The organism is Spiroplasma endosymbiont of Colias croceus, assembly GCF_964020095.1.
GTDB lineage: Bacteria > Bacillota_I > Bacilli_A > Mycoplasmatales > VBWQ01 > Spiroplasma_E.
On the sequence record NZ_OZ026536.1, the window covers coordinates 1,011,426 to 1,031,883 of the forward strand.

The 20,458-nt window shown below is 21.3% G+C and carries 26 protein-coding genes; 22 read left to right on the forward strand and 4 right to left on the reverse strand.

The annotated features are described in order from the left end of the window. Positions 1–80: 80 nt before the first annotated feature. Positions 81–1,241, reverse strand: a complete 1,161-nt coding sequence (locus AACL24_RS06270) for an Mbov_0401 family ICE element transposase-like protein (RefSeq protein WP_339049203.1) — start codon at positions 1,239–1,241, stop codon at positions 81–83. Between the two features lie 99 nt (positions 1,242–1,340). On the opposite strand from AACL24_RS06270, the gene AACL24_RS06275 reads away from it, so the two are divergent. From AACL24_RS06275 to AACL24_RS06365, 19 genes are all read left to right on the forward strand, one after another. Further along, positions 1,341–1,706 carry a hypothetical protein gene (locus tag AACL24_RS06275; protein WP_339049204.1) on the forward strand — a complete coding sequence of 122 codons (366 nt, stop codon included), beginning with the start codon at positions 1,341–1,343 and terminating at the stop codon, positions 1,704–1,706. A 103-nt stretch (positions 1,707–1,809) separates the two neighbouring features. After that, the gene (locus tag AACL24_RS06280; protein WP_339046843.1) at positions 1,810–2,325 is read left to right on the forward strand and encodes a hypothetical protein; all 516 of its coding nucleotides are present in this window, start codon (positions 1,810–1,812) and stop codon (positions 2,323–2,325) included. Between the two features lie 28 nt (positions 2,326–2,353). Continuing rightward, positions 2,354–3,688 (forward strand): hypothetical protein, encoded by a 1,335-nt coding sequence (locus tag AACL24_RS06285; RefSeq protein WP_339049205.1) that lies wholly within the window; start codon positions 2,354–2,356, stop codon positions 3,686–3,688. Positions 3,689–3,690: 2 nt separating this feature from the next. Further along, positions 3,691–3,975 carry a hypothetical protein gene (locus AACL24_RS06290; protein WP_339046845.1) on the forward strand — a complete coding sequence of 95 codons (285 nt, stop codon included), beginning with the start codon at positions 3,691–3,693 and terminating at the stop codon, positions 3,973–3,975. Further along, on the forward strand, positions 3,944–4,774 hold the full coding sequence (locus tag AACL24_RS06295) for a hypothetical protein (protein WP_339049206.1): 831 nt from the start codon (positions 3,944–3,946) through the stop codon (positions 4,772–4,774). The genes AACL24_RS06290 and AACL24_RS06295 overlap by 32 nt, the downstream gene beginning before the upstream one ends. Continuing rightward, on the forward strand, positions 4,774–5,262 hold the full coding sequence (locus tag AACL24_RS06300; RefSeq protein ID WP_339049207.1) for a hypothetical protein: 489 nt from the start codon (positions 4,774–4,776) through the stop codon (positions 5,260–5,262). The genes AACL24_RS06295 and AACL24_RS06300 overlap by 1 nt, the downstream gene beginning before the upstream one ends. An 87-nt stretch (positions 5,263–5,349) precedes the next feature. Beyond that, positions 5,350–5,772, forward strand: coding sequence for a transposase family protein (locus AACL24_RS06305; RefSeq protein WP_339049208.1), 423 nt, complete (start codon positions 5,350–5,352; stop codon positions 5,770–5,772). A gap of 23 nt (positions 5,773–5,795) precedes the next feature. Beyond that, positions 5,796–6,203: a transposase family protein gene (locus AACL24_RS06310; protein WP_339045908.1), complete on the forward strand. Its 408-nt coding sequence runs from the start codon at positions 5,796–5,798 to the stop codon at positions 6,201–6,203. A gap of 196 nt (positions 6,204–6,399) precedes the next feature. Next, a complete protein-coding gene (locus tag AACL24_RS06315) occupies positions 6,400–6,846 on the forward strand; it encodes a hypothetical protein (RefSeq protein WP_339049209.1) in 447 nt (148 codons plus the stop codon). After that, positions 6,847–7,401 (forward strand): hypothetical protein, encoded by a 555-nt coding sequence (locus tag AACL24_RS06320; RefSeq protein ID WP_339049167.1) that lies wholly within the window; start codon positions 6,847–6,849, stop codon positions 7,399–7,401. A 3-nt stretch (positions 7,402–7,404) separates the two neighbouring features. Then, positions 7,405–7,746: a hypothetical protein gene (locus AACL24_RS06325; protein ID WP_174480417.1), complete on the forward strand. Its 342-nt coding sequence runs from the start codon at positions 7,405–7,407 to the stop codon at positions 7,744–7,746. A gap of 43 nt (positions 7,747–7,789) precedes the next feature. Continuing rightward, positions 7,790–8,143 carry a hypothetical protein gene (locus tag AACL24_RS06330; protein ID WP_339049210.1) on the forward strand — a complete coding sequence of 118 codons (354 nt, stop codon included), beginning with the start codon at positions 7,790–7,792 and terminating at the stop codon, positions 8,141–8,143. A 23-nt stretch (positions 8,144–8,166) separates the two neighbouring features. Beyond that, positions 8,167–9,645 carry a hypothetical protein gene (locus AACL24_RS06335; RefSeq protein ID WP_339049211.1) on the forward strand — a complete coding sequence of 493 codons (1,479 nt, stop codon included), beginning with the start codon at positions 8,167–8,169 and terminating at the stop codon, positions 9,643–9,645. A 4-nt stretch (positions 9,646–9,649) separates the two neighbouring features. Next, complete coding sequence (locus AACL24_RS06340; protein ID WP_339049212.1) at positions 9,650–10,309, forward strand: hypothetical protein; 660 nt, start codon at positions 9,650–9,652, stop codon at positions 10,307–10,309. Between the two features lie 100 nt (positions 10,310–10,409). After that, positions 10,410–10,832, forward strand: a complete 423-nt coding sequence (locus AACL24_RS06345) for a transposase family protein (protein ID WP_339045912.1) — start codon at positions 10,410–10,412, stop codon at positions 10,830–10,832. 23 nt (positions 10,833–10,855) lie between these two features. Beyond that, complete coding sequence (locus AACL24_RS06350) at positions 10,856–11,263, forward strand: transposase family protein (RefSeq protein ID WP_339045908.1); 408 nt, start codon at positions 10,856–10,858, stop codon at positions 11,261–11,263. Between the two features lie 471 nt (positions 11,264–11,734). Then, positions 11,735–11,923: a hypothetical protein gene (locus AACL24_RS06355; protein ID WP_339046432.1), complete on the forward strand. Its 189-nt coding sequence runs from the start codon at positions 11,735–11,737 to the stop codon at positions 11,921–11,923. Between the two features lie 120 nt (positions 11,924–12,043). Further along, positions 12,044–12,820: a BspA family leucine-rich repeat surface protein gene (locus tag AACL24_RS06360; protein WP_339046430.1), complete on the forward strand. Its 777-nt coding sequence runs from the start codon at positions 12,044–12,046 to the stop codon at positions 12,818–12,820. A gap of 177 nt (positions 12,821–12,997) precedes the next feature. Continuing rightward, complete coding sequence (locus AACL24_RS06365; RefSeq protein WP_339046428.1) at positions 12,998–13,315, forward strand: hypothetical protein; 318 nt, start codon at positions 12,998–13,000, stop codon at positions 13,313–13,315. 139 nt (positions 13,316–13,454) lie between these two features. Here the strand turns inward: AACL24_RS06365 and AACL24_RS06370 are convergent. The 3 genes from AACL24_RS06370 to AACL24_RS06380 all read right to left on the reverse strand — a co-directional run bounded on the left by AACL24_RS06370 (position 13,455) and on the right by AACL24_RS06380 (position 17,625). Next, positions 13,455–14,284 (reverse strand): IS5 family transposase gene (locus AACL24_RS06370; protein WP_339045885.1). Its coding sequence is split into 2 segments (ribosomal slippage): positions 13,455–13,888 and positions 13,888–14,284, totalling 831 coding nucleotides; the frame shifts between segments, so codons are not numbered across the junction. Between the two features lie 33 nt (positions 14,285–14,317). Beyond that, positions 14,318–14,488 carry a hypothetical protein gene (locus tag AACL24_RS06375; RefSeq protein ID WP_339046424.1) on the reverse strand — a complete coding sequence of 57 codons (171 nt, stop codon included), beginning with the start codon at positions 14,486–14,488 and terminating at the stop codon, positions 14,318–14,320. Positions 14,489–14,667: 179 nt separating this feature from the next. After that, positions 14,668–17,625 carry an AAA family ATPase gene (locus AACL24_RS06380; protein ID WP_339046422.1) on the reverse strand — a complete coding sequence of 986 codons (2,958 nt, stop codon included), beginning with the start codon at positions 17,623–17,625 and terminating at the stop codon, positions 14,668–14,670. A gap of 751 nt (positions 17,626–18,376) precedes the next feature. Between AACL24_RS06380 and AACL24_RS06385 the strand changes: the two genes are divergently transcribed. From AACL24_RS06385 to AACL24_RS06395, 3 genes are all read left to right on the forward strand, one after another. Continuing rightward, positions 18,377–19,206 (forward strand): IS5 family transposase gene (locus AACL24_RS06385; protein WP_339049213.1). Its coding sequence is split into 2 segments (ribosomal slippage): positions 18,377–18,773 and positions 18,773–19,206, totalling 831 coding nucleotides; the frame shifts between segments, so codons are not numbered across the junction. Between the two features lie 188 nt (positions 19,207–19,394). Beyond that, on the forward strand, positions 19,395–19,736 hold the full coding sequence (locus AACL24_RS06390) for a transposase family protein (protein ID WP_339049214.1): 342 nt from the start codon (positions 19,395–19,397) through the stop codon (positions 19,734–19,736). Between the two features lie 104 nt (positions 19,737–19,840). Beyond that, complete coding sequence (locus AACL24_RS06395) at positions 19,841–20,248, forward strand: transposase family protein (protein WP_339045908.1); 408 nt, start codon at positions 19,841–19,843, stop codon at positions 20,246–20,248. Positions 20,249–20,458: the final 210 nt, after the last annotated feature.

Sequence of the window (20,458 nt, forward strand, 5' to 3'; positions counted from 1 at the left end):
GTCTTAATATAGATTTTATTAAATTTTATAAAATAAAAATTCCTAACTATTTAGGTTTAGATTTATTAAATTTTATAAATTTAAACAAACACTTTTAATTTATTAATTCTTGCTTGTTTTAATTTTAATAAATTAAAAAATGCTTCTTTTGAATAAATTTTTGCATTATTATTAGATATTGATTTTATTAAATGATAAACATCACTTTCAGCACTACAACCAATATTTCAAATAGCATTTTGATTTTCAATACCTTTTTTATTATTTTTAAAATATTCATATATTTTTTCATCAGCATTATTTTCTTTTAAATAATCTAATAATTTATAATAATTACCATTTAAAAATAATTTATAATAAGCATAATTTAATTTTTTATTATTTTCTTTTGTTCTTTTACCTTTTCCTACAATAAATACTTGTTTTAATTTTTGTAATGGATGTCATTTATCTACAGCATAATCAATTTTTAAATAATTAGCAGTAGATTTAAGATAAGTTGCACCATCACCAGTTAATTTTAAATTTTCATTAGTATAACCAATAAAAATATTATCTAAATTAGTTATTATAGATTTAGCAAATTCTTTTTTAGTAATTCTTTGACCTTTTCTAGTTGAAATAACAAAAATATATTTATTTTCTAAAACATGTCTATTATCAGTAGATTTATTTAAATCAAAACCAGTACTAATACTTACTGTTCTATGCCTAAATTTTATTTTTTTCTTATTATCAATTAAATTATTATAAGATTCATCTGATTGAATATAAATATAATCAGTTGGTAATATTTTTATTTTTTCTTGTGGTAATTCTTGTACAAATATAATAGTTTTCTTTACTCTTCTACAAATAGTTGATAAAGATATATCTATTTTTAAATTATGTTTAATTATAGGATATGTAATATTATTTAAATCTGCATTTAATATTATTAATTTATTAACTCAATTTGTATAATTTTTATATTTATCAATATCAATATATGTTCTTGTTGGAGTTATAATTTCATTTGTTAATTTATTTTTATATGTTCTTAATGGTAAATAAGATATTCCAAATTCACTTTTTATTAAATGTTTTCTACGTTTTATTACTTTATATTTACTTCTATCATATTGATTTAAAAATCAATCATTATCATATTTTAATATTTTATTATCATAATCTAATAACATTTGTTTTTCATGATTTATTTTATGTTGATAGTTATCAAGTTTTTCAGATAGTAAAATCATAGGCATTAATCCTTTCTTTTAATTACAAATGATTATATATAAGAATAGTAGTAAATGTTATAATATATTTAATGATAATAATGATTTAAAGGTGATAATATGCCAAAACAAAGAAAAGAATTAGGAAATTATGATGTTACAATTAGTAATTATTTAAGAACTAAAAATAAAACATTAACACCACAAGGATTAAATAATGCACTTGGAATTGATAGAAAATTTATATTTGATTGCCGACGCAGAAGTAATCCATGACAACGTAATTTTTTAAAAAGTTATGATAAAGCACGTAGTATTATTTCGACTCATATGTTAGAAAAAGCATTAGTAAAACCAGAGTTAATTTATACTCATTGATTAAAATCTCATCCTAATGAATTTGATATTAATGAAGAAGATAATAACATACAAAGTAATATAATTATTAATATTTGTGAACCAAGAAAAATAGAAAATAATGATTAGAAACCTATAATAAATATAGGTTTTTTTCTTTATTTTAAAGGATAAAAATGATATAATTAATATTAAGGAAACAGTAGCTATTCTGTGAGTTTAGGAGTTAAATATGGAAAACTTTAACTGAGATAAAAATAAAAATTATACTAATGAAGAATTAGAAAATTTATTAGAACAACACCGAAATTTTGTTTATAAAAATACTAAAACTGAATTAGAACCAAAAATAAATGAATATGAAACAAAATTAAAAGAATATGAAAATAAAGTTAATGAATATCAAGAAAAAGAATTATTTAATGGTTTTAATGATAAACAATTAAAAATAGTTAAATCATTAATTAATACTGAATATAAAGAACTTGATAAACATTCTGCTTTAAATAAAATAAAAGAAGATTATGCAGAAATATTTAATAATAATTTACATAATAAAGAAATTAAAAAACAAGAAATTATTAAAAATGAAGAATCTAAACAAGAGTTTTTTAATCCAAAAACACTTTTTGAATTAGATAATAATATTACATCTAAAAATGAAGAATTATTAAAAAATACAGAAGTTGTTGGTGCAAAAACTAAACAAGAAATGATTAAATTTTTAGAATTTTTATTTAGTAAATAATTAAATATTTCTCAAAAGGAGAGATATTATGGCTATTCCACAAGTTCCAACTGGTTTAATTACTGGTGGTAATAATGGAAATAAAGCAATGTTAACTGCTATGGAAGCACAAGTAAAAGGTATACTTTATAATGATGAAAGTATGATGTTTTTAAAAGCAAGTGCAGTTGCAGAACAAATAAGTGAAATACCTGGAGCAGTAGAAGCATATTATCGTATTGCTGAACGTTTACGTTGAGGTTCAAAATATGATGTTGAAGTTGGAACAAATAAACAATGAACAACATTAAGAACAACTAGTGTTATTTTAGACCAAATATTAGTTATTGATTGAAGAACTGAAGATTTTGATATGAATAGATTTATGTCAAGTCCAATTCCATTAAAAGCAAATATGTTATCAATATGAGCAGAAAGTGCATTAAGAAATTATTTATTTATTCAAGAATGTATTTTTTTACAAGGTATTAAAGATTATTGTATTGCTAAATCACAAGTAATTCCTATTAATATGTTAGAAATGACAGAAGATACAGCAAAATCAGCATTTTATCAAATTGGTGATAAAATGAATGAATTATTAGGAAATATAACTGAAACTGAAATTGGTACAAATGTAAGTGATTTTATTGGTGCATTAGGATTTACTCCAATGTTACAATTAACAAAAGCATATTTAAGATTAAATTATGGTCAAATTGCTGCTGATACTGTAGCAAGTGGTCAATTATATAAACAATCAGTATTTGGTATGTATTTATATAAACATATGTTTTTAAATAAAGATATGGTTAAAGATACTAAAACTGGTTTACATTTAGAAAAAACATTTGATTTAAAAAAAGTATTAGGAGTTTTTGTACATAAAAATGCATTTGCACAACCTAATAGTTTTCAAAAAATAGTAAATTTAATTGATAATAATACATTAAATCAAAAAACATTAGGTAAAGCACTTTATGGTATAACAACAGCAATTCGTGGTTGATTATCATTTATTATTATGGAAAAAATGCCAACTGTTGATGAAATTAAAGAAGCACAAAAACGTTGTTGAACTAATTGAATTAAATTAACTCCAGAAAAAAGAGAAAAAACACCAGTAACATTTAAAATTGCTGATTTTGATGATTTTAGAATTAGTTTAAATGATTTAATTTATTTTAAAAATTTAGGAAAAATTAAAATGGCTGGTGATACACCAACTAATGATGAATTAGAAACTGCAATAATAAATGCTGGTAATAATGGTTATGAAAAAGGTAAAGCAACATTTAGTAATATTACATCAATAAGTGCTACTATGACTGGTAATGATAAAGATTATATTGAAGAAATAGAATTAAAATTTTCTAAAAAATAATTATGGAATATATTTATAAATATTTTAATGAAAAAGCACATATTACTATTTATTCACCAAAACCAGAAGATTTAACTACTAGTAATGATATTAGAGCAATTTTATTAGATGAATATCCTAAATTAAGAAATGATTATTTTATTGTTAGTGATGTACATGATAGTTATGCTATATGTGTAGGAGATAATATACATTGTGAAGGTAAAGTAATAATTAAAATAGAAAAACAAACTAATGTAAAAGGAGTTAATGAAAATGCCAAATGACACCATTGTACAATCAAATAATTATACTTTATTAAAAATAATTCGTTCTTCAATTAGTCCATTATCAGCAATGATTGGTACAAGCGCTTATTATGGTCAACTTATAGGAAATCCAGTATTAGGTTCAATTAATAGTTTATTATTTGGTAAAAAATTAGGTTTAGATATATGAAGTTTAAATCAAATGCCAAGTACAAAAACTAAATTAATTAATAGTTCTAAAAAAATAGCATTAGGATTAGGAACAATTGGTTTAGTTAATTATGCTAAATTTACTAATATAAATATTAATCCTAATCCAACTCCTAATCCATTTCCAAGTACAACACCAGTTAATCCTTTTCCAGATGATTTATTATTTAGTAATAATAGCACTGATAATCATTTAATGGATTGAGATACATATATTAGTTTAAATGCTTATGGTATATCAAATCTTATTAGTGGATTAACTGAGTTAATACCTAATAAATTTGAAGCAATAAGAAAAATTTGTAATATGGCAACTGGTGGATGTTTGATTAGTAGTGGTGTAGCAATGGGTATTAATAACGATTTTAATAATGCTTATGCAGTACCTACCATAATTGCTGGTGCTTCTGAAATTATTCATAATTTACTACCTATGGAAACTACAAATCATATTGAAGAAATGCAAGAAACACCATTTAATAATGAAACTGCAAGATTAATTAATGATAATAGATTTTCAATTAATAGTGAGACAACTAGTCAATATGGTAGTGATAATATGAGCGAAGTACAATTAAATCAGGATAATGCTTCATTAAATTCAGATTATAATCACATGAGTTTATAATGAATCCTTTAATTATTGAATGAATATATAATGCTTTAGTAAGTAATGATATTAAATTAGCATTAATAAATGCTTTAAAAACTTATTATAAAAATCAATCATTAAAAGCAGTATTTGATAGTGAAAATATTAGTGAAAAAGAAATACATCAACCATATAGTGTTTTTAATCCAAATATACTTAAAAAATTAACAAGTATATTAAAACCAAGTGAATTATCTATATTACAAAATGAAATTAATAAATTTAAAAATCCAATAAATAGTTTTAAAAATTCTATTATACCAACAGAAATTAGAACTGTTAAAAATTATGTAAATAAATTTGATAATTTATTTAAAGAAAATGAAGAAGAAATACCAAATAATGCATGAGAAGTATTATCAAGTTCAGGATTTAAAAAAGGTAGATTTATTGTTGATAATAAAAATTTAAAAATTGGAACTTTAACAACATTATTTCAAAGTGATAATAGACATATTCCGTAATTAAATTTTTTAAAAGTCAATTAATAATTTTAAAATTTATTTTATAATTTTGTTATTAACAATAAATTTAGAAAAGTGTTGATAAAAATGATTTTTGAAAATTTAAAAAAATTAAAAAATGAAGAATTTTATAGATATTTTGGTATAAAACGTTTTCATTTTAATGAAATGTTAGAAAAATTAATTGAAATAAAAAAATTAGAAAAAAATAAAGGTCGAAAAAATAAACTTTCAGTAGAAGAAAGATTAATGATGACTTTATTATACTGAAAAGAATATTATACTTTTTTTCAAATGAGTATTAAATCTAAAATGAGCCCATCAAGTTGTTTTCGAAATATTACTTGAGTAGAAAATAAACTTAGTAACCACAAAGATTACCAATTTTTAAAAGAAAGATATAAATTAAAAATTGATAAAAAACAAGAAAATTCAAATGAATTTCAATTTTATTTAATTGATTCAACTGAGATTGAAATTGAAAGACCAACTAAAAAAAACTACAGTTAGAATATTTTTCTGGTAAAAGTTGAATGTATTCTATAAAATTTCAAATTGTATATGATTTTTTTAATAAAAAAATTGTTGATATTTTTGCTGATAATGGTAAAGTGCATGATTTTCAAATATTAAAAAATTCAAATCTTGAATTTTCAGAAAAAACAATAATTATTGGTGATTTAGGATATCAAGGTATACAAAATATTTATAAAAATACAATAATACCAATTAAAAGAACTAAAAATAAAAAATTAACTAAACAAGAAAGAAAATACAATAAGATTGTATCTAAAATTAGAATTAAAGTTGAACATGTCTTTGCTTGATTGAAAAGATTCAAAATTTTAGTAAATAAATGTAGAAAATCTAAATTTAGACTTATGTACTTAAGATTTAACTTACTTTGTGAAATTTTTAATAAAATAAAACCATTAAAATAAAAAAAATATTAAAAATATTTTTTTAAAATTTAAATTTTTATCGAGTTAATATAAAAATATTATTAACAATTTTTTGTTTAAAATGTAAACTCATTTTTTAAACTATTTTTTCAAAAAATATTTATTTCTATATTCAATAACACTAAATAGTTTTAAAACAATTTTATTGACAATTAATTAAATTTAATTACGGAATATGTCCAATGATAAAAGACAAATATGATATGGTCCATATACTTATCCAACATTTCCACAAGAAATATGAATATTAATGACACAAGCAAAAGGTAAAAATGGTTCTGGTGCTGGAACAATATTTTGAAAATTTTGAAATAGAAAATGATTACCAAGTCAATTAAGAAAATATGTTAAAAGTGAATTAGCTAAAAAAGGTAAATATTATGGTTCACAAGATACTAGTGTAATTTATCCAAATAATATTAATGTTCAAAAAACTATGCATTTTCTTAATAGATTAGAAAAAGGTTTTTTTAAATTAAAAGAATATAAAACTTTATCTAAAAATGAAATTGGAAGTACACAATGAAGATATGAAAGAAAACAATTATTAAAAAATTCTTTACATACAAGAAAATATATAAAAATTAAACAAAATTCTAATTTTTATAAAACATGAAAGTAGGTGGTAATTATTATTGAATTAGATAAACCAATTAAACCAATTGGTATATGAAATACTATTAATCCATTAAGTAAAGATAATAAAGAATATAAAAGATTAAATAAGATTTGATTTAATAAAAATAGTACTCATATAGATAAAATTAAAATTTTAATATCAAATATTTTAAAAATAACTAGTCATAGTCTTGGTATGTTTATAACATTATTTTTTACAATAACACCTTGATTAATACCTAAAATACCAATATCAATGGGAATAGGTAATTATACTCATCCAATAACTAATTTAATTATTGATAATCAAACTAATCAATATAATTTTACTTGACCTGACCATTTAATATTAACTTTATTTCCTATGTTTGGTCATATTGGATTAAATCTTATAACTAAATTAGGTAATTATGGAAAATTAATTAAATATTTATTAATAGCTATTCCAATAATAATTACAAGTCCTTATTTAATATATCAATATAAAGAAATTAAAAAACATAAAAAAGAATGTCTTTTATGTAAACAACATTCAAATAAAATACAATTGGAGGAATAAAAAATGAATTTATCTACAACAGTAATATCAGCAGTATTAAGTGGAGCAGTTGCTAGTGGAGTAATTGTTACTATTGTTTTATTATTTTTATCAAAATTTATTAAAAAATCAAAACAATCTAATTTAGCAAAAGAATTAAAAAATAATAAAGAATTAGAATTTATTAAAGCAAATATTAAACAAATAAATTCTCAATTACAATTAGAAACTACATCAACTGCTAAATTACTTGATAGTTTTAATGTAGAACAAGAACAAATAGATAATTTTGTAATAGCACAAAAATCTAAAAAGAAAGAATTATCTGAAAAAGATAAGAAAAAAGTAACTAAATTTAAAATTTAAAGGGTTTAAATACCCTTTATTTTACATTAAGGAGTAAATTATTATGGCTATTAAAGACCCATTAATGTTTATTACAATTGAAGAATTTAAAAATTGAAAAGGATTTAATAAATCATTATTTGATGAAGTTACAACACCAGATAGTGAAATTAGATATGCAATAGAAATTGCAAGTAGTAATATTGATTTTTTAAGTGGTTTTACTATTTCAAAAAAATGACCAGAAATAAATCCAACAAAATTTACTGATAATATACAAACAGCAACTACTCATTATGTTAATTTTTTATTAGGTAAAGGTGTTGAATATGCACGTGGTCAAGCAAGTATTGGTCAAGGTGGTATTACTATCCAGAAGAACCTTATTATATTGTTCCACAAGTATTTAATTATTTAAAAGAAATAAATGAATATCCAACTATGCAAGGTTTTAATCTTAATGTTTCACCTAAACAAAATTGATTTAAAAAATTTATGGGTAATGGTGGTGAACAAAATCCATGAGAAATTTATTTACAAACTCTTAATTTAAAATCATCAGACCCTAGAACTGAAATTACTATTAGTCATCCAAAAAATATTATGGGTTCAGTACTTTATATTGATACTAGGGGTATTAAATCAATAGATAATTTAACAACACTTGAATTATTTACTAAATATTTTAGTAATGATACTATGAAATTAGTTGATGGTAAAGAAACTCAAGAAAAGAAAGTTATTAGTGCTATTGGTGGTAATTCATTATGAGAAGTTAATAAAGATAATCCTAATTTTATTAATTCAAAAGATGATAAAGGTATTTCTGCTAATGATAAAAGAATTATTGATGTTGGTACACCTACTTTTGAAACTGATTCTACAAATAAAGTATATGTTGATACTTTATTAGATAAAAAACAAAATAAATTAACTGCTGGTGAAAATATTAAGATTGATGAAAAAACTAATACTATTAGTGCTACTGGTGGAAGTGCAGATTTATCAGATTATTATAAAAAAGAAGAAGTAGATAAAAAATTAGAAGATACAAAATCACAATTTCCAATTGCTTTTTCTATGAATGCTATTGGTCAAGAAATTCCTACTTTAGAAACTAGTAATAAAACTATTGTTGGTGCTATTAATGAAAATAAAATTAATATTGATAAAAAACAAGATAAAGAAAATTGAAAAATAATAGGTAAAAGTCTTGATAATCGTACATGAGAAGATTTTGCTCTTAGTTTTAATAAATATTATAGAGCATTTATAACATGAGATAAACCACCTTTTAATCAAACAAGTGTAAAACTAAAAATAGAATTTAAATCTAGTTCTACTCATATAGGTGGAGATTATATGCTTGTTAAAGGTAAAATTGATAATGAAGATGCTTCATTAATTATTAAATTAGGAACTGTTAATAGAAAAAGTCAATTAATTATTATTGGAGGAAATAAACAATATGGGAATATATTTTCATTAGAAGAATTACAAGATACTATTAAAGTTGATATTAAATCAAAATTACAAATAAGGTCTGGTAGTTTAACTACAAATGAAATAGAAGAAAATATTTGAGATATTGAATTAAAAAATACACCAACTCCAAGTATTCCACAATGAAAAGAAGTAGGAACAAAAATAAATATAAATCATATTAAATATACTTTTAAATCAAATACTAAATATAAAATTTATTATAATTTTGAAAATCAATCAAGTAATAAGAAATTTGCTTTTATGTGTAAAGAATTTTTATATGGTGAGTTGAATACTGATGTTCAAACATTATATTGAGATAAAGTTAATGAGAGAATAAGAATTTCTTTACAAATGCAAAATGATACAATCGCTATTGTTAGTGACCCTACAAGATATGGCCAACTTTTAAAATTAGAAGAATTACAGGAATAATATTATGAATAAAGAATTTACATTTATATATGAAATAGTTTATTGATTATTAGGTGAATCTGATTTTACACATGATGAATATAATTTTAGTGGATCACGATATAGTAGTAAAACATTTAATGTTGCAATGATATTACCAGTATTATTTGCAGTAGCAATTAAATTAAATAAAAAAGTTGCTATTTATGGATTTAGAAAATTAAATAAAGATATTAATGATATGGTTAAAGAAATATATGAAGCATTTATTTCTGCTGGATTTAATGATTATGTAGACTTTAATTTAAAATATCCAAATAAACAAGCAGATTTTAGATTTAAAGGTAATAAATCATTTATACGAGTGATGGGTGTATATAGTAATAGTAATGATAGAATACCTTTAAAAGGTCTTTCTAGAGCAGAAATAAAAGGTTTTGATTTAGCAATAGAATGAGAAGAAGAAGCAAATGAATTTAGTCAAGCAGAATTTCAAGCAATAACATTTGCTATTGGTAATGCTAAAAAAAGAATTAAAATAACAACTTGTAATCCAGATAATATATATCAATATCATATTAATTATATGAATGAACGTGTACCTTTTAATTTAGAAATAATGAAAGTAAAAAATGAACAAATAAAATCAGTATTTGATAATAATAAATTTAAATTATTTCATTAGACATATTCCGTAATTAAATTTTTTAAAAGTCAATTAATAATTTTAAAATTTATTTTATAATTTTGTTATTAACAATAAATTTAGAAAAGTGTTGATAAAAATGATTTTTGAAAATTTAAAAAAATTAAAAAATGAAGAATTTTATAGATATTTTGGTATAAAACGTTTTCATTTTAATGAAATGTTAGAAAAATTAATTGAAATAGAAAAATTAGAAAAAAATAAAGGTCGAAAAAATAAACTTTCAGTAGAAGAAAGATTAATGATGACTTTATTATACTGAAAAGAATATTATACTTTTTTTCAAATGAGTATTAAATCTAAAATGAGCCCATCAAGTTGTTTTCGAAATATTACTTGAGTAGAAAATAAACTTAGTAACCACAAAGATTACCAATTTTTAAAAGAAAGATATAAATTAAAAATTGATAAAAAACAAGAAAATTCAAATGAATTTCAATTTTATTTAATTGATTCAACTGAGATTGAAATTGAAAGACCAACTAAAAAAAACTACAGTTAGAATATTTTTCTGGTAAAAGTTGAATGTATTCTATAAAATTTCAAATTGTATATGATTTTTTTAATAAAAAAATTGTTGATATTTTTGCTGATAATGGTAAAGTGCATGATTTTCAAATATTAAAAAATTCAAATCTTGAATTTTCAGAAAAAACAATAATTATTGGTGATTTAGGATATCAAGGTATACAAAATATTTATAAAAATACAATAATACCAATTAAAAGAACTAAAAATAAAAAATTAACTAAACAAGAAAGAAAATACAATAAGATTGTATCTAAAATTAGAATTAAAGTTGAACATGTCTTTGCTTGATTGAAAAGATTCAAAATTTTAGTAAATAAATGTAGAAAATCTAAATTTAGACTTATGTACTTAAGATTTAACTTACTTTGTGAAATTTTTAATAAAATAAAACCATTAAAATAAAAAAAATATTAAAAATATTTTTTTAAAATTTAAATTTTTATCGAGTTAATATAAAAATATTATTAACAATTTTTTGTTTAAAATGTAAACTCATTTTTTAAACTATTTTTTCAAAAAATATTTATTTCTATATTCAATAACACTAAATAGTTTTAAAACAATTTTATTGACAATTAATTAAATTTAATTACGGAATATGTCCATTATTCAAATTGAAAATTAAATAAACATAACTTATCACAAGATATAATTAATAACTTAGAAGAATTAAAAAAATATATTTCAATTATAACAACTAATGAAATAAGTTTAATAACTTAGATTTAAATTTTAATTTTGTACAAAAATATATTTAAATTATATATTTTAAATATATAATTCAATTATAAACTTACATAATATAAGTTTATAATTAACTTTAGTTTTAAAGTAATTGAATTTTTAATTTTAAAATAAAGGGGAATTAAAATTATGCCATCAATAACTGAAATAGTTAATATATATTACACACAAGATTTATTAAAAGAAAGAGAAAAAAATAAAAATATTAAAAAAGAAAAAGTAAATGACAAATTAGATGTTATTAAAATAAATGCTAATGATACACAAAATAAACAAAATTCAATAAACAAAGATAATAGTTATTGTAGTATTTCATAATTTGTTATTAATACAAATATACAAAAATAGTTAATTGCATTTATTTTTAAAAACACTAAAATGTAGTTAACTTCTTAAATTTAAGAAGTTATTGGAAAAAATAAAAAGGGGGTTTTCATAATGAAAACATTATTAATAGCAGTAAGTCTTTTAACACTTGCAACAACCACAGGAAATTTAACAAGTTTCTTAAACTCAACTATACAAAAAAATGATATTACAACTAACTATATTCAAAATAAAACTCAACAAGACACAATTTATATTGACAAAGATGGCAAACAAATAACAACTAGTGAAAGAGACCTATCAAAGATAAATAGTAAAGAAATTATTCAAATTGGATTTTTTAAAAATACATTAGAAGAAATTCAAGTTGTTAGAATGCCAAGAACAATTGAAAAAGTACCTGACAAATTACCACCAGAAATCACATCTTTAAAAAATATGTTTACAGGTGCAACCTTATTCAATCAAGACCTTTCAACATGAGATACTTCCAATATAACAAATATGAATTTTACATTTAATGGAGCCACTTCATTTAATAGTAATATTACTAATTGAAATGTTTCTAATGTAAAAAGTACTTTTGTTATGTTTGCAAATGCAACTTCATTCAATCAAGATCTTTCAACATGAAATGTATCTAATATAAACCGTTTTAGTCTTATGTTTTATGGTGCAACCTCATTCAATCAAAACCTTTCAAATTGAAATACTTCTAATGCAGTATATATGAATTTTATGTTTTATGGCGCTAAATTATTTGATCAAGACCTTTCAACATGAAATGTAAAAAAAGTAAGAGAACATAGTAACTTTGCAAATTATTCAGGAATTACTAATCCTAATAAATTACCAAAATTTAAAAATAATATTATAACAATATATTAATTAATATATTACTAATTTTTCTTGCCTTTTATATTAATACTTAAAGTGTTAAAATTAAGATGGATAGAAAATATTTCCAAGTTTTGGATTAATATTATCATTCCTAAAATTTATAGAAACTATTATTAATCCAAAATATCCTTTTAATTTATCACATATATAAAGAAGGTGTTTAAAATGAAAAATTTAATTACTGCCCTAAGTGTTTTAACACTTGGTACAACTGTAGGAAATTTAAGTAGTAACTTAAAGACTAATCAAAAAACAGAAGCTGTTAATACTATTTTAAACCAAGATATAAAAAAAGTAAGTAATGTTGATTTATCTAATATTACTGCTGAAAATAACGTTTGAAAATATCTAACAAAAAATAACGTAGCAACATATGCAGGTGGCGAAAACTATTATCAATATTATTTTGCTTACCATGTTATTGGATTAAATCATGATACATTAGACTTCTTGCAAAACTATGATATTAATCACATTTTTTAAGTTTAAAAATTTATTTTAATAACACTTTTAATATTTTTTAAAAATTATTGTTCAAAATATGTTTTATTTTTTGTCATTAAAATACAACAAAAATTATTATTTCAAATAAAAAAATAAAATATTAAATTATCAAATATATTTAAATTAATAATTGTAAATTATAAATTGAAGCTATTAAATTAAATCTTAATGCAAATTTTTTTCTTCTATTTCGATATTTTTCACTAATAATTTTAAATTTTTTAAGAATCGCAAAAACATGTTCAATAACAACTCTCATTTTTGAAATAGCCTTATTATTTTTCTTTTCTTCTTTAGTTAAAGGGTTTTTCTTTGATTTTCGTTTAGGTAATAAGACATTTTTATGTATGTTTTGTATACCTTGATATCCTAAATCTACTAAAATAGTTGTTTCTGATAAAAATTTCGTTTTTGAATTTTTTAAAATTTTAAAATCATGATTTTTACCATAAGAAAAATAAGAACTTATAATTTTTTTACTATCTTTTTCAATTATGACTTGAGTTTTTATTGTATGTTTTTTCTTTTTTCCTGAATAATATTGTTTTTGACTTTTTTTGGGCGTTGAATAGTACTTTCAGTCACATCAATGATAACTGTTTTATCTTTAAAATTATTATTTAACAGTGATTTTTGCCCATCAAGTTGTTGAAAATCAGGATGTTTTATTAAAGTATTTTCTATTCACTTGATATTCCTATAGCAACTACTTTCACTAATTCCATAACTTTTAGCAATATGAAAATAAGTTCGATACTCTCTTCAATATTCTAAAGTCATTAATAAACGATTTTCTAATGATAATTTATTAGGTGTACCACCATTTTTAAACTTTTTTACTTCTTCTGTCTTTAAAATTTCTAGAATTTTATTAAAAATAATATCATTTATACCAGTTAATCTTAATAATTCTGGATTGTTAATAGTTTTTAATTTATCAAACATCATAGATTACCTATCTTTTTTATTTTTAATTTTATTTTAAAAATTAAAAATAAAAAAGATAGGTTTTGCAAGAAGTCTATTACATAAATTAAATAATGCGATTGGTTCGGGAATAGGAGCAGTCTCTGCTGTCCTAGGTGTTGCCTTACCAGCATTAGCTCCAATAATTGGTGCAGTTGCAGCAATATTAATTGCACAATGATACATATGACAAATTTCTGACTATGATAATGGTAATGGAGTTGTTATTGATATGGTTAGTTTAACACCAACATGAATCGTTAATGTTTCATCACAATAAAAAATAATAATACTTAAATTTATTAAAAACAGACCTGTGAAATAGGTCTGTTTTTAATAAATTTATTTTTAATATAACATAAAATTTAAACGACATAATTAACATTTTTCACTGATTTATCGCTTTCAATAATTTTTTTAGCATCTGCTAATTTAATGGCTACCATTTTCGTAATTCCTTGATTTTGCATAGTTGTACCATATAATACATCACAATTTTCCATTGTGCCTGGACGATGAGTAACAATAATAAATTGTGTATATTGTGAAAAACTACGAACATATCTAGCAAAACGCTCTAAATTTGCTGGATCCAATGGTGCTTCAACCTCATCTAATATTGTCAATGGCAACGGCTTGACTTTTAAAATAGCAAATAATACTGCTAATGCAACTAATGATTTTTCACCACCTGATAATAAGTTTAAATTACTAATTCTTTTACCAGGAGGATTAGCAAGCACTTCCACACCTGTATTTAAAATATCATCAGGTGATGTATATCGTAAACTACAAGTTCCTCCACCAAATAAAGTTTGAAATGTTTCGGGCAATACCATATTAATAGCTTTCATTGTTTCATCAAATTGCGTTACCATAACATTATCCATTTCATCAATGGCTGTTAACAAAGATTGTGATGCTAATTGTAATTCATCATGTTTAGTTTTTAAACGTAAATAACGTTCATTTTCATTTTCAAATTCTTCAATAGCATTAATATTTACAAATCCTAAATCTTCAATTTCACTACGTAATTGTTGTACCAAATTACGTGCTTGTTGTTCGTCTGCTAATGGTTCACTATAATGTTCTCTAGCATATTCATAAGTTAAATTATAAGTTTCAACTAAACGTCTTAAATGTTGTTCTACTTTTGACTCCATTTTTACTTGTTCAAGCTTTTGATTATTTAATTTATCACTAGTCATAAAATGTTCTTGATTTAAACTATATAATTCATTTTCTAAACTTTGCATTTGTTCTAATAATTGATGTTTCTGTTTACGAATTAATTGTAGTTGACTTTTTATTGTTGCTTGATCATATTTAGAATTTTCATATTGAATAAAAATATCATTTAATTGGTTTGTAGTATCAATATCTAATTTTTTACCAGTTAATGTTTGATATTGAGTAGTTAATAATTGTGATTGATTAGTGATATCACTAATTTCACTAATCAGTTTATTTATTGTTAAAGTAATTGTCAACTTTTGACCTTGATAATTATTTAATTCGCTTTCAATACTTGTTCTTTGGACATTTATATTAACTAATTGTTGTTCTAATGATTTAATTTCTTCTTTTAATTCAGAAACTATTAACTTTTCTTTAAAAACATTAATACTATTTTGATGTTGATAACCTCCAACAATAGCACCACCAGCTTTAATTAATTGACCATCTAAAGTTACACATTGGTATTTAGCAGCAATTAATTGTGAAATAACTCTTGCGCTTTCTAAGTCTTCACAAATAATAGTACGACCTAAAAGAAAATTAATAATCGGCTGAATTCTATTATCAACTGCTGTAACTAAATGATGAGCAAAACTTAAATAACCTGATTTATTATTAACAATAATTTCATCTTCTTTAGTCGCTGTTCGAACTTGAATTGAATTTAAAGGTAAAAAAGTGGCAATTCCCGCTTTATTTTGTTTTAAAAATTCAACAGCCTTGGTTGCATCTTTGTTAGTCGCCGTAACAATGTTTTTTAAAGTATTGCCCAATACTTTAACAATCGCTTCACTATAAAGATCGGGCACCGAAATTAAATCACTCACTACTCCAATGATGCCATATAGTTTATCTTTATTATTTAAAATTGTTTGAACACCCAAATATTTTTGATTTTGTCGTTGTTGATAATTAATTACCGATTCTAATTGTGCTTTTTTTTCACCTAAACCACGATGAATATTATTTTGTCCTAAAATTAAATCTTGATGTTGAACATTTAGTTCTTCAAATAAATTATTAATTTTATCAAAATTTTCTTGTTCTTTTTTTTGTAAAAAAGTTTTTTGTTCAATAATAGTAAGCAAAGTTTCAATTTCATTTTTTAATTTTTCAACTTCTGTTTGATCTTTTATTTCACTTTGTTTTGTTTTCATTAACGATTTTTGTTGTTCTAAAACTTGCAATAAACTATTAACATTAGATAAATTCATTTCTAAACTATTAATGTTTTTATCTAAATCATAACTTTTATTTTTTAAAAATTTTAATTGTTGTTCATTCTTACTAATATTTAAATTAAGTTGTTGTTGTAAAATTTCATTATCATTTATACTAACTGTTGTAAGTTTTAATTGATTATGATATGTCTCCAAATCTTTAACAATAATAGTAATTTCATATTTTTTTAAATTATCACGTAATTCAACATAAGTTTTAGCTTTCTGTGCTTGTTTTGCTAATGGTTCAATTTTTCTACTTATTTCACTAATAATATCATTAACTCGAACTAAATTTTCATTAGTACGCTCTAATTTACGTAATGACTCTTCTTTCCTCTTTTTGTATTTTGAAACACCAGCAGCCTCTTCAAATAAAGTTCTTCTTTCTTCTGGCTTAGAATCAGCAAATCGTGAAACATTACCTTGACTAATAATTGCAAGTGAACCTTTAGCTAAACCTGTACCCATAATAATTTCTTGTACATCTTTTAAACGAACACGAGCTTTATTAATGTAATATTCATTTTCTGAACTATTACGAAAAGTTTTTCTAGTAATTTGTACTTCATTAAAATCAACTTTAAATATTTTATTAGTATTATCAAAAACTAAAGTAACTTGAGCACTATTTAATGGTTGTTTTCCTTTAGCACCATTAAAAATTATATCTTCACTATTTTCACCACGTAATGATTTAACTGATTGTTCACCTAAAACTCAACGAATAGCATCATTAATATTAGACTTCCCAGAACCATTAGGGCCAACAATACCTACAATATTAGTATCAAATTCTATTGTTAAAGGCTCTGCAAATGACTTAAAACCATATGCTTCGATTCTTTTTAAGAATGCCATCTTACCTCACCTATTTTAAAATATTAAAATATATATTTATATTTTACCATGAATCAGCTTAATATTTATTGTTAAGATTTAGCAGAAATATTACTTTATTTGCATTATTATTTGTTCTTTAATTGTTTTATAATAAAATTTATTAATTCACAAATAAAATAATGTAGTACTAATAATAGTACTAATAATTAACATTATAACTAAGATACTATTAATTCATAATGGAATTCCAATAATTGAATAATTAAAGTTGAGGATGTTATAAGGATAAATAAAATTTTTAACATCATTTGCTTGTAAAATACCGGCTCTAATATAAATATAAGTTAGATAAATAATTGGATAAATAACCACTAATATAAATTGTTTTTTAATATTGATATTAAATTTGTTTTTTCTAAACGTTAAAATTAAAAAAATAATCATCAATATTGGTGATACTAAATGATCTAAAAAGGAACAAAATAAAGATAAATTATTCAATTTTCAAAATCAATTAAGTTCTAAATCTAACTTTGAAACACTATCAATAAATATCCACACTCAAAAAATAAGGGCAGTAATAGTTATGTATATTGTTAAATTAATTTGACTATAAATATTAGTGAATCTATTTGTCTGCTCTTTTTGATGATAAATTAAATAAAATAAAAATCAAATATTAACAATAAATATTAGACTTCTTGCAAAACCTATCTATTAAAAATTTAATTTTTAAAATAAAATTAAAAATAAAAAAGATAGGTAATCTATGATGTTTGATAAATTAAAAACTATTAACAATCCAGAATTATTAAGATTAACTGGTATAAATGATATTATTTTTAATAAAATTGTAGAAATTTTAAAGACAGAAGAAGTAAAAAAGTTTAAAAATGGTGGTACACCTAATAAATTATCATTAGAAAATCGTTTATTAATGACTTTAGAATATTGAAGAGAGTATCGAACTTATTTTCATATTGCTAAAAGTTATGGAATTAGTGAAAGTAGTTGCTATAGGAATATCAAGTGAATAGAAAATACTTTAATAAAACATCCTGATTTTCAACAACTTGATGGGCAAAAATCACTGTTAAATAATAATTTTAAAGATAAAACATTTATTATTGATGTGACTGAAAGTACTATTCAACGCCCAAAAAAAGTCAAAAACAATATTATTCAGGAAAAAAGAAAAAACATACAATAAAAACTCAAGTCATAATTGAAAAAGATAGTAAAAAAATTATAAGTTCTTATTTTTCTTATGGTAAAAATCATGATTTTAAAATTTTAAAAAATTCAAAAACGAAATTTTTATCAGAAACAACTATTTTAGTAGATTTAGGATATCAAGGTATACAAAACATACATAAAAATGTCTTATTACCTAAACGAAAATCAAAGAAAAACCCTTTAACTAAAGAAGAAAAGAAAAATAATAAGGCTATTTCAAAAATGAGAGTTGTTATTGAACATGTTTTTGCGATTCTTAAAAAATTTAAAATTATTAGTGAAAAATATCGAAATAGAAAAAAAAAATTTGCATTAAGATTTAATTTAATAGCTTCAATTTATAATTTACAATTATTAATTTAAATATATTTGATAATTTAATATTTTATTTTTTTATTTGAAATAATAATTTTTGTTGTATTTTAATGACAAAAAATAAAACATATTTTAGACATATTCCGTAATTAAATTTTTTAAAAGTCAATTAATAATTTTAAAATTTATTTTATAATTTTGTTATTAACAATAAATTTAGAAAAGTGTTGATAAAAATGATTTTTGAAAATTTAAAAAAATTAAAAAATGAAGAATTTTATAGATATTTTGGTATAAAACGTTTTCATTTTAATGAAATGTTAGAAAAATTAATTGAAATAGAAAAATTAGAAAAAAATAAAGGTCGAAAAAATAAACTTTCAGTAGAAGAAAGATTAATGATGACTTTATTATACTGAAAAGAATATTATACTTTTTTTCAAATGAGTATTAAATCTAAAATGAGCCCATCAAGTTGTTTTCGAAATATTACTTGAGTAGAAAATAAACTTAGTAACCACAAAGATTACCAATTTTTAAAAGAAAGATATAAATTAAAAATTGATAAAAAACAATAAAATTGAAATTCATTTGAATTTTATTTAATTGATTCAACTGAGATTGAAATTGAAAGACCAACTAAAAAAAACTACAGTTAGAATATTTTTCTGGTAAAAGTTGAATGTATTCTATAAAATTTCAAATTGTATATGATTTTTTTAATAAAAAAATTGTTGATATTTTTGCTGATAATGGTAAAGTGCATGATTTTCAAATATTAAAAAATTCAAATCTTGAATTTTCAGAAAAAACAATAATTATTGGTGATTTAGGATATCAAGGTATACAAAATATTTATAAAAATACAATAATACCAATTAAAAGAACTAAAAATAAAAAATTAACTAAACAAGAAAGAAAATACAATAAGATTGTATCTAAAATTAGAATTAAAGTTGAACATGTCTTTGCTTGATTGAAAAGATTCAAAATTTTAGTAAATAAATGTAGAAAATCTAAATTTAGACTTATGTACTTAAGATTTAACTTACTTTGTGAAATTTTTAATAAAATAAAACCATTAAAATAAAAAAAATATTAAAAATATTTTTTTAAAATTTAAATTTTTATCGAGTTAATATAAAAATATTATTAACAATTTTTTGTTTAAAATGTAAACTCATTTTTTAAACTATTTTTTCAAAAAATATTTATTTCTATATTCAATAACACTAAATAGTTTTAAAACAATTTTATTGACAATTAATTAAATTTAATTACGGAATATGTCCTAATAATA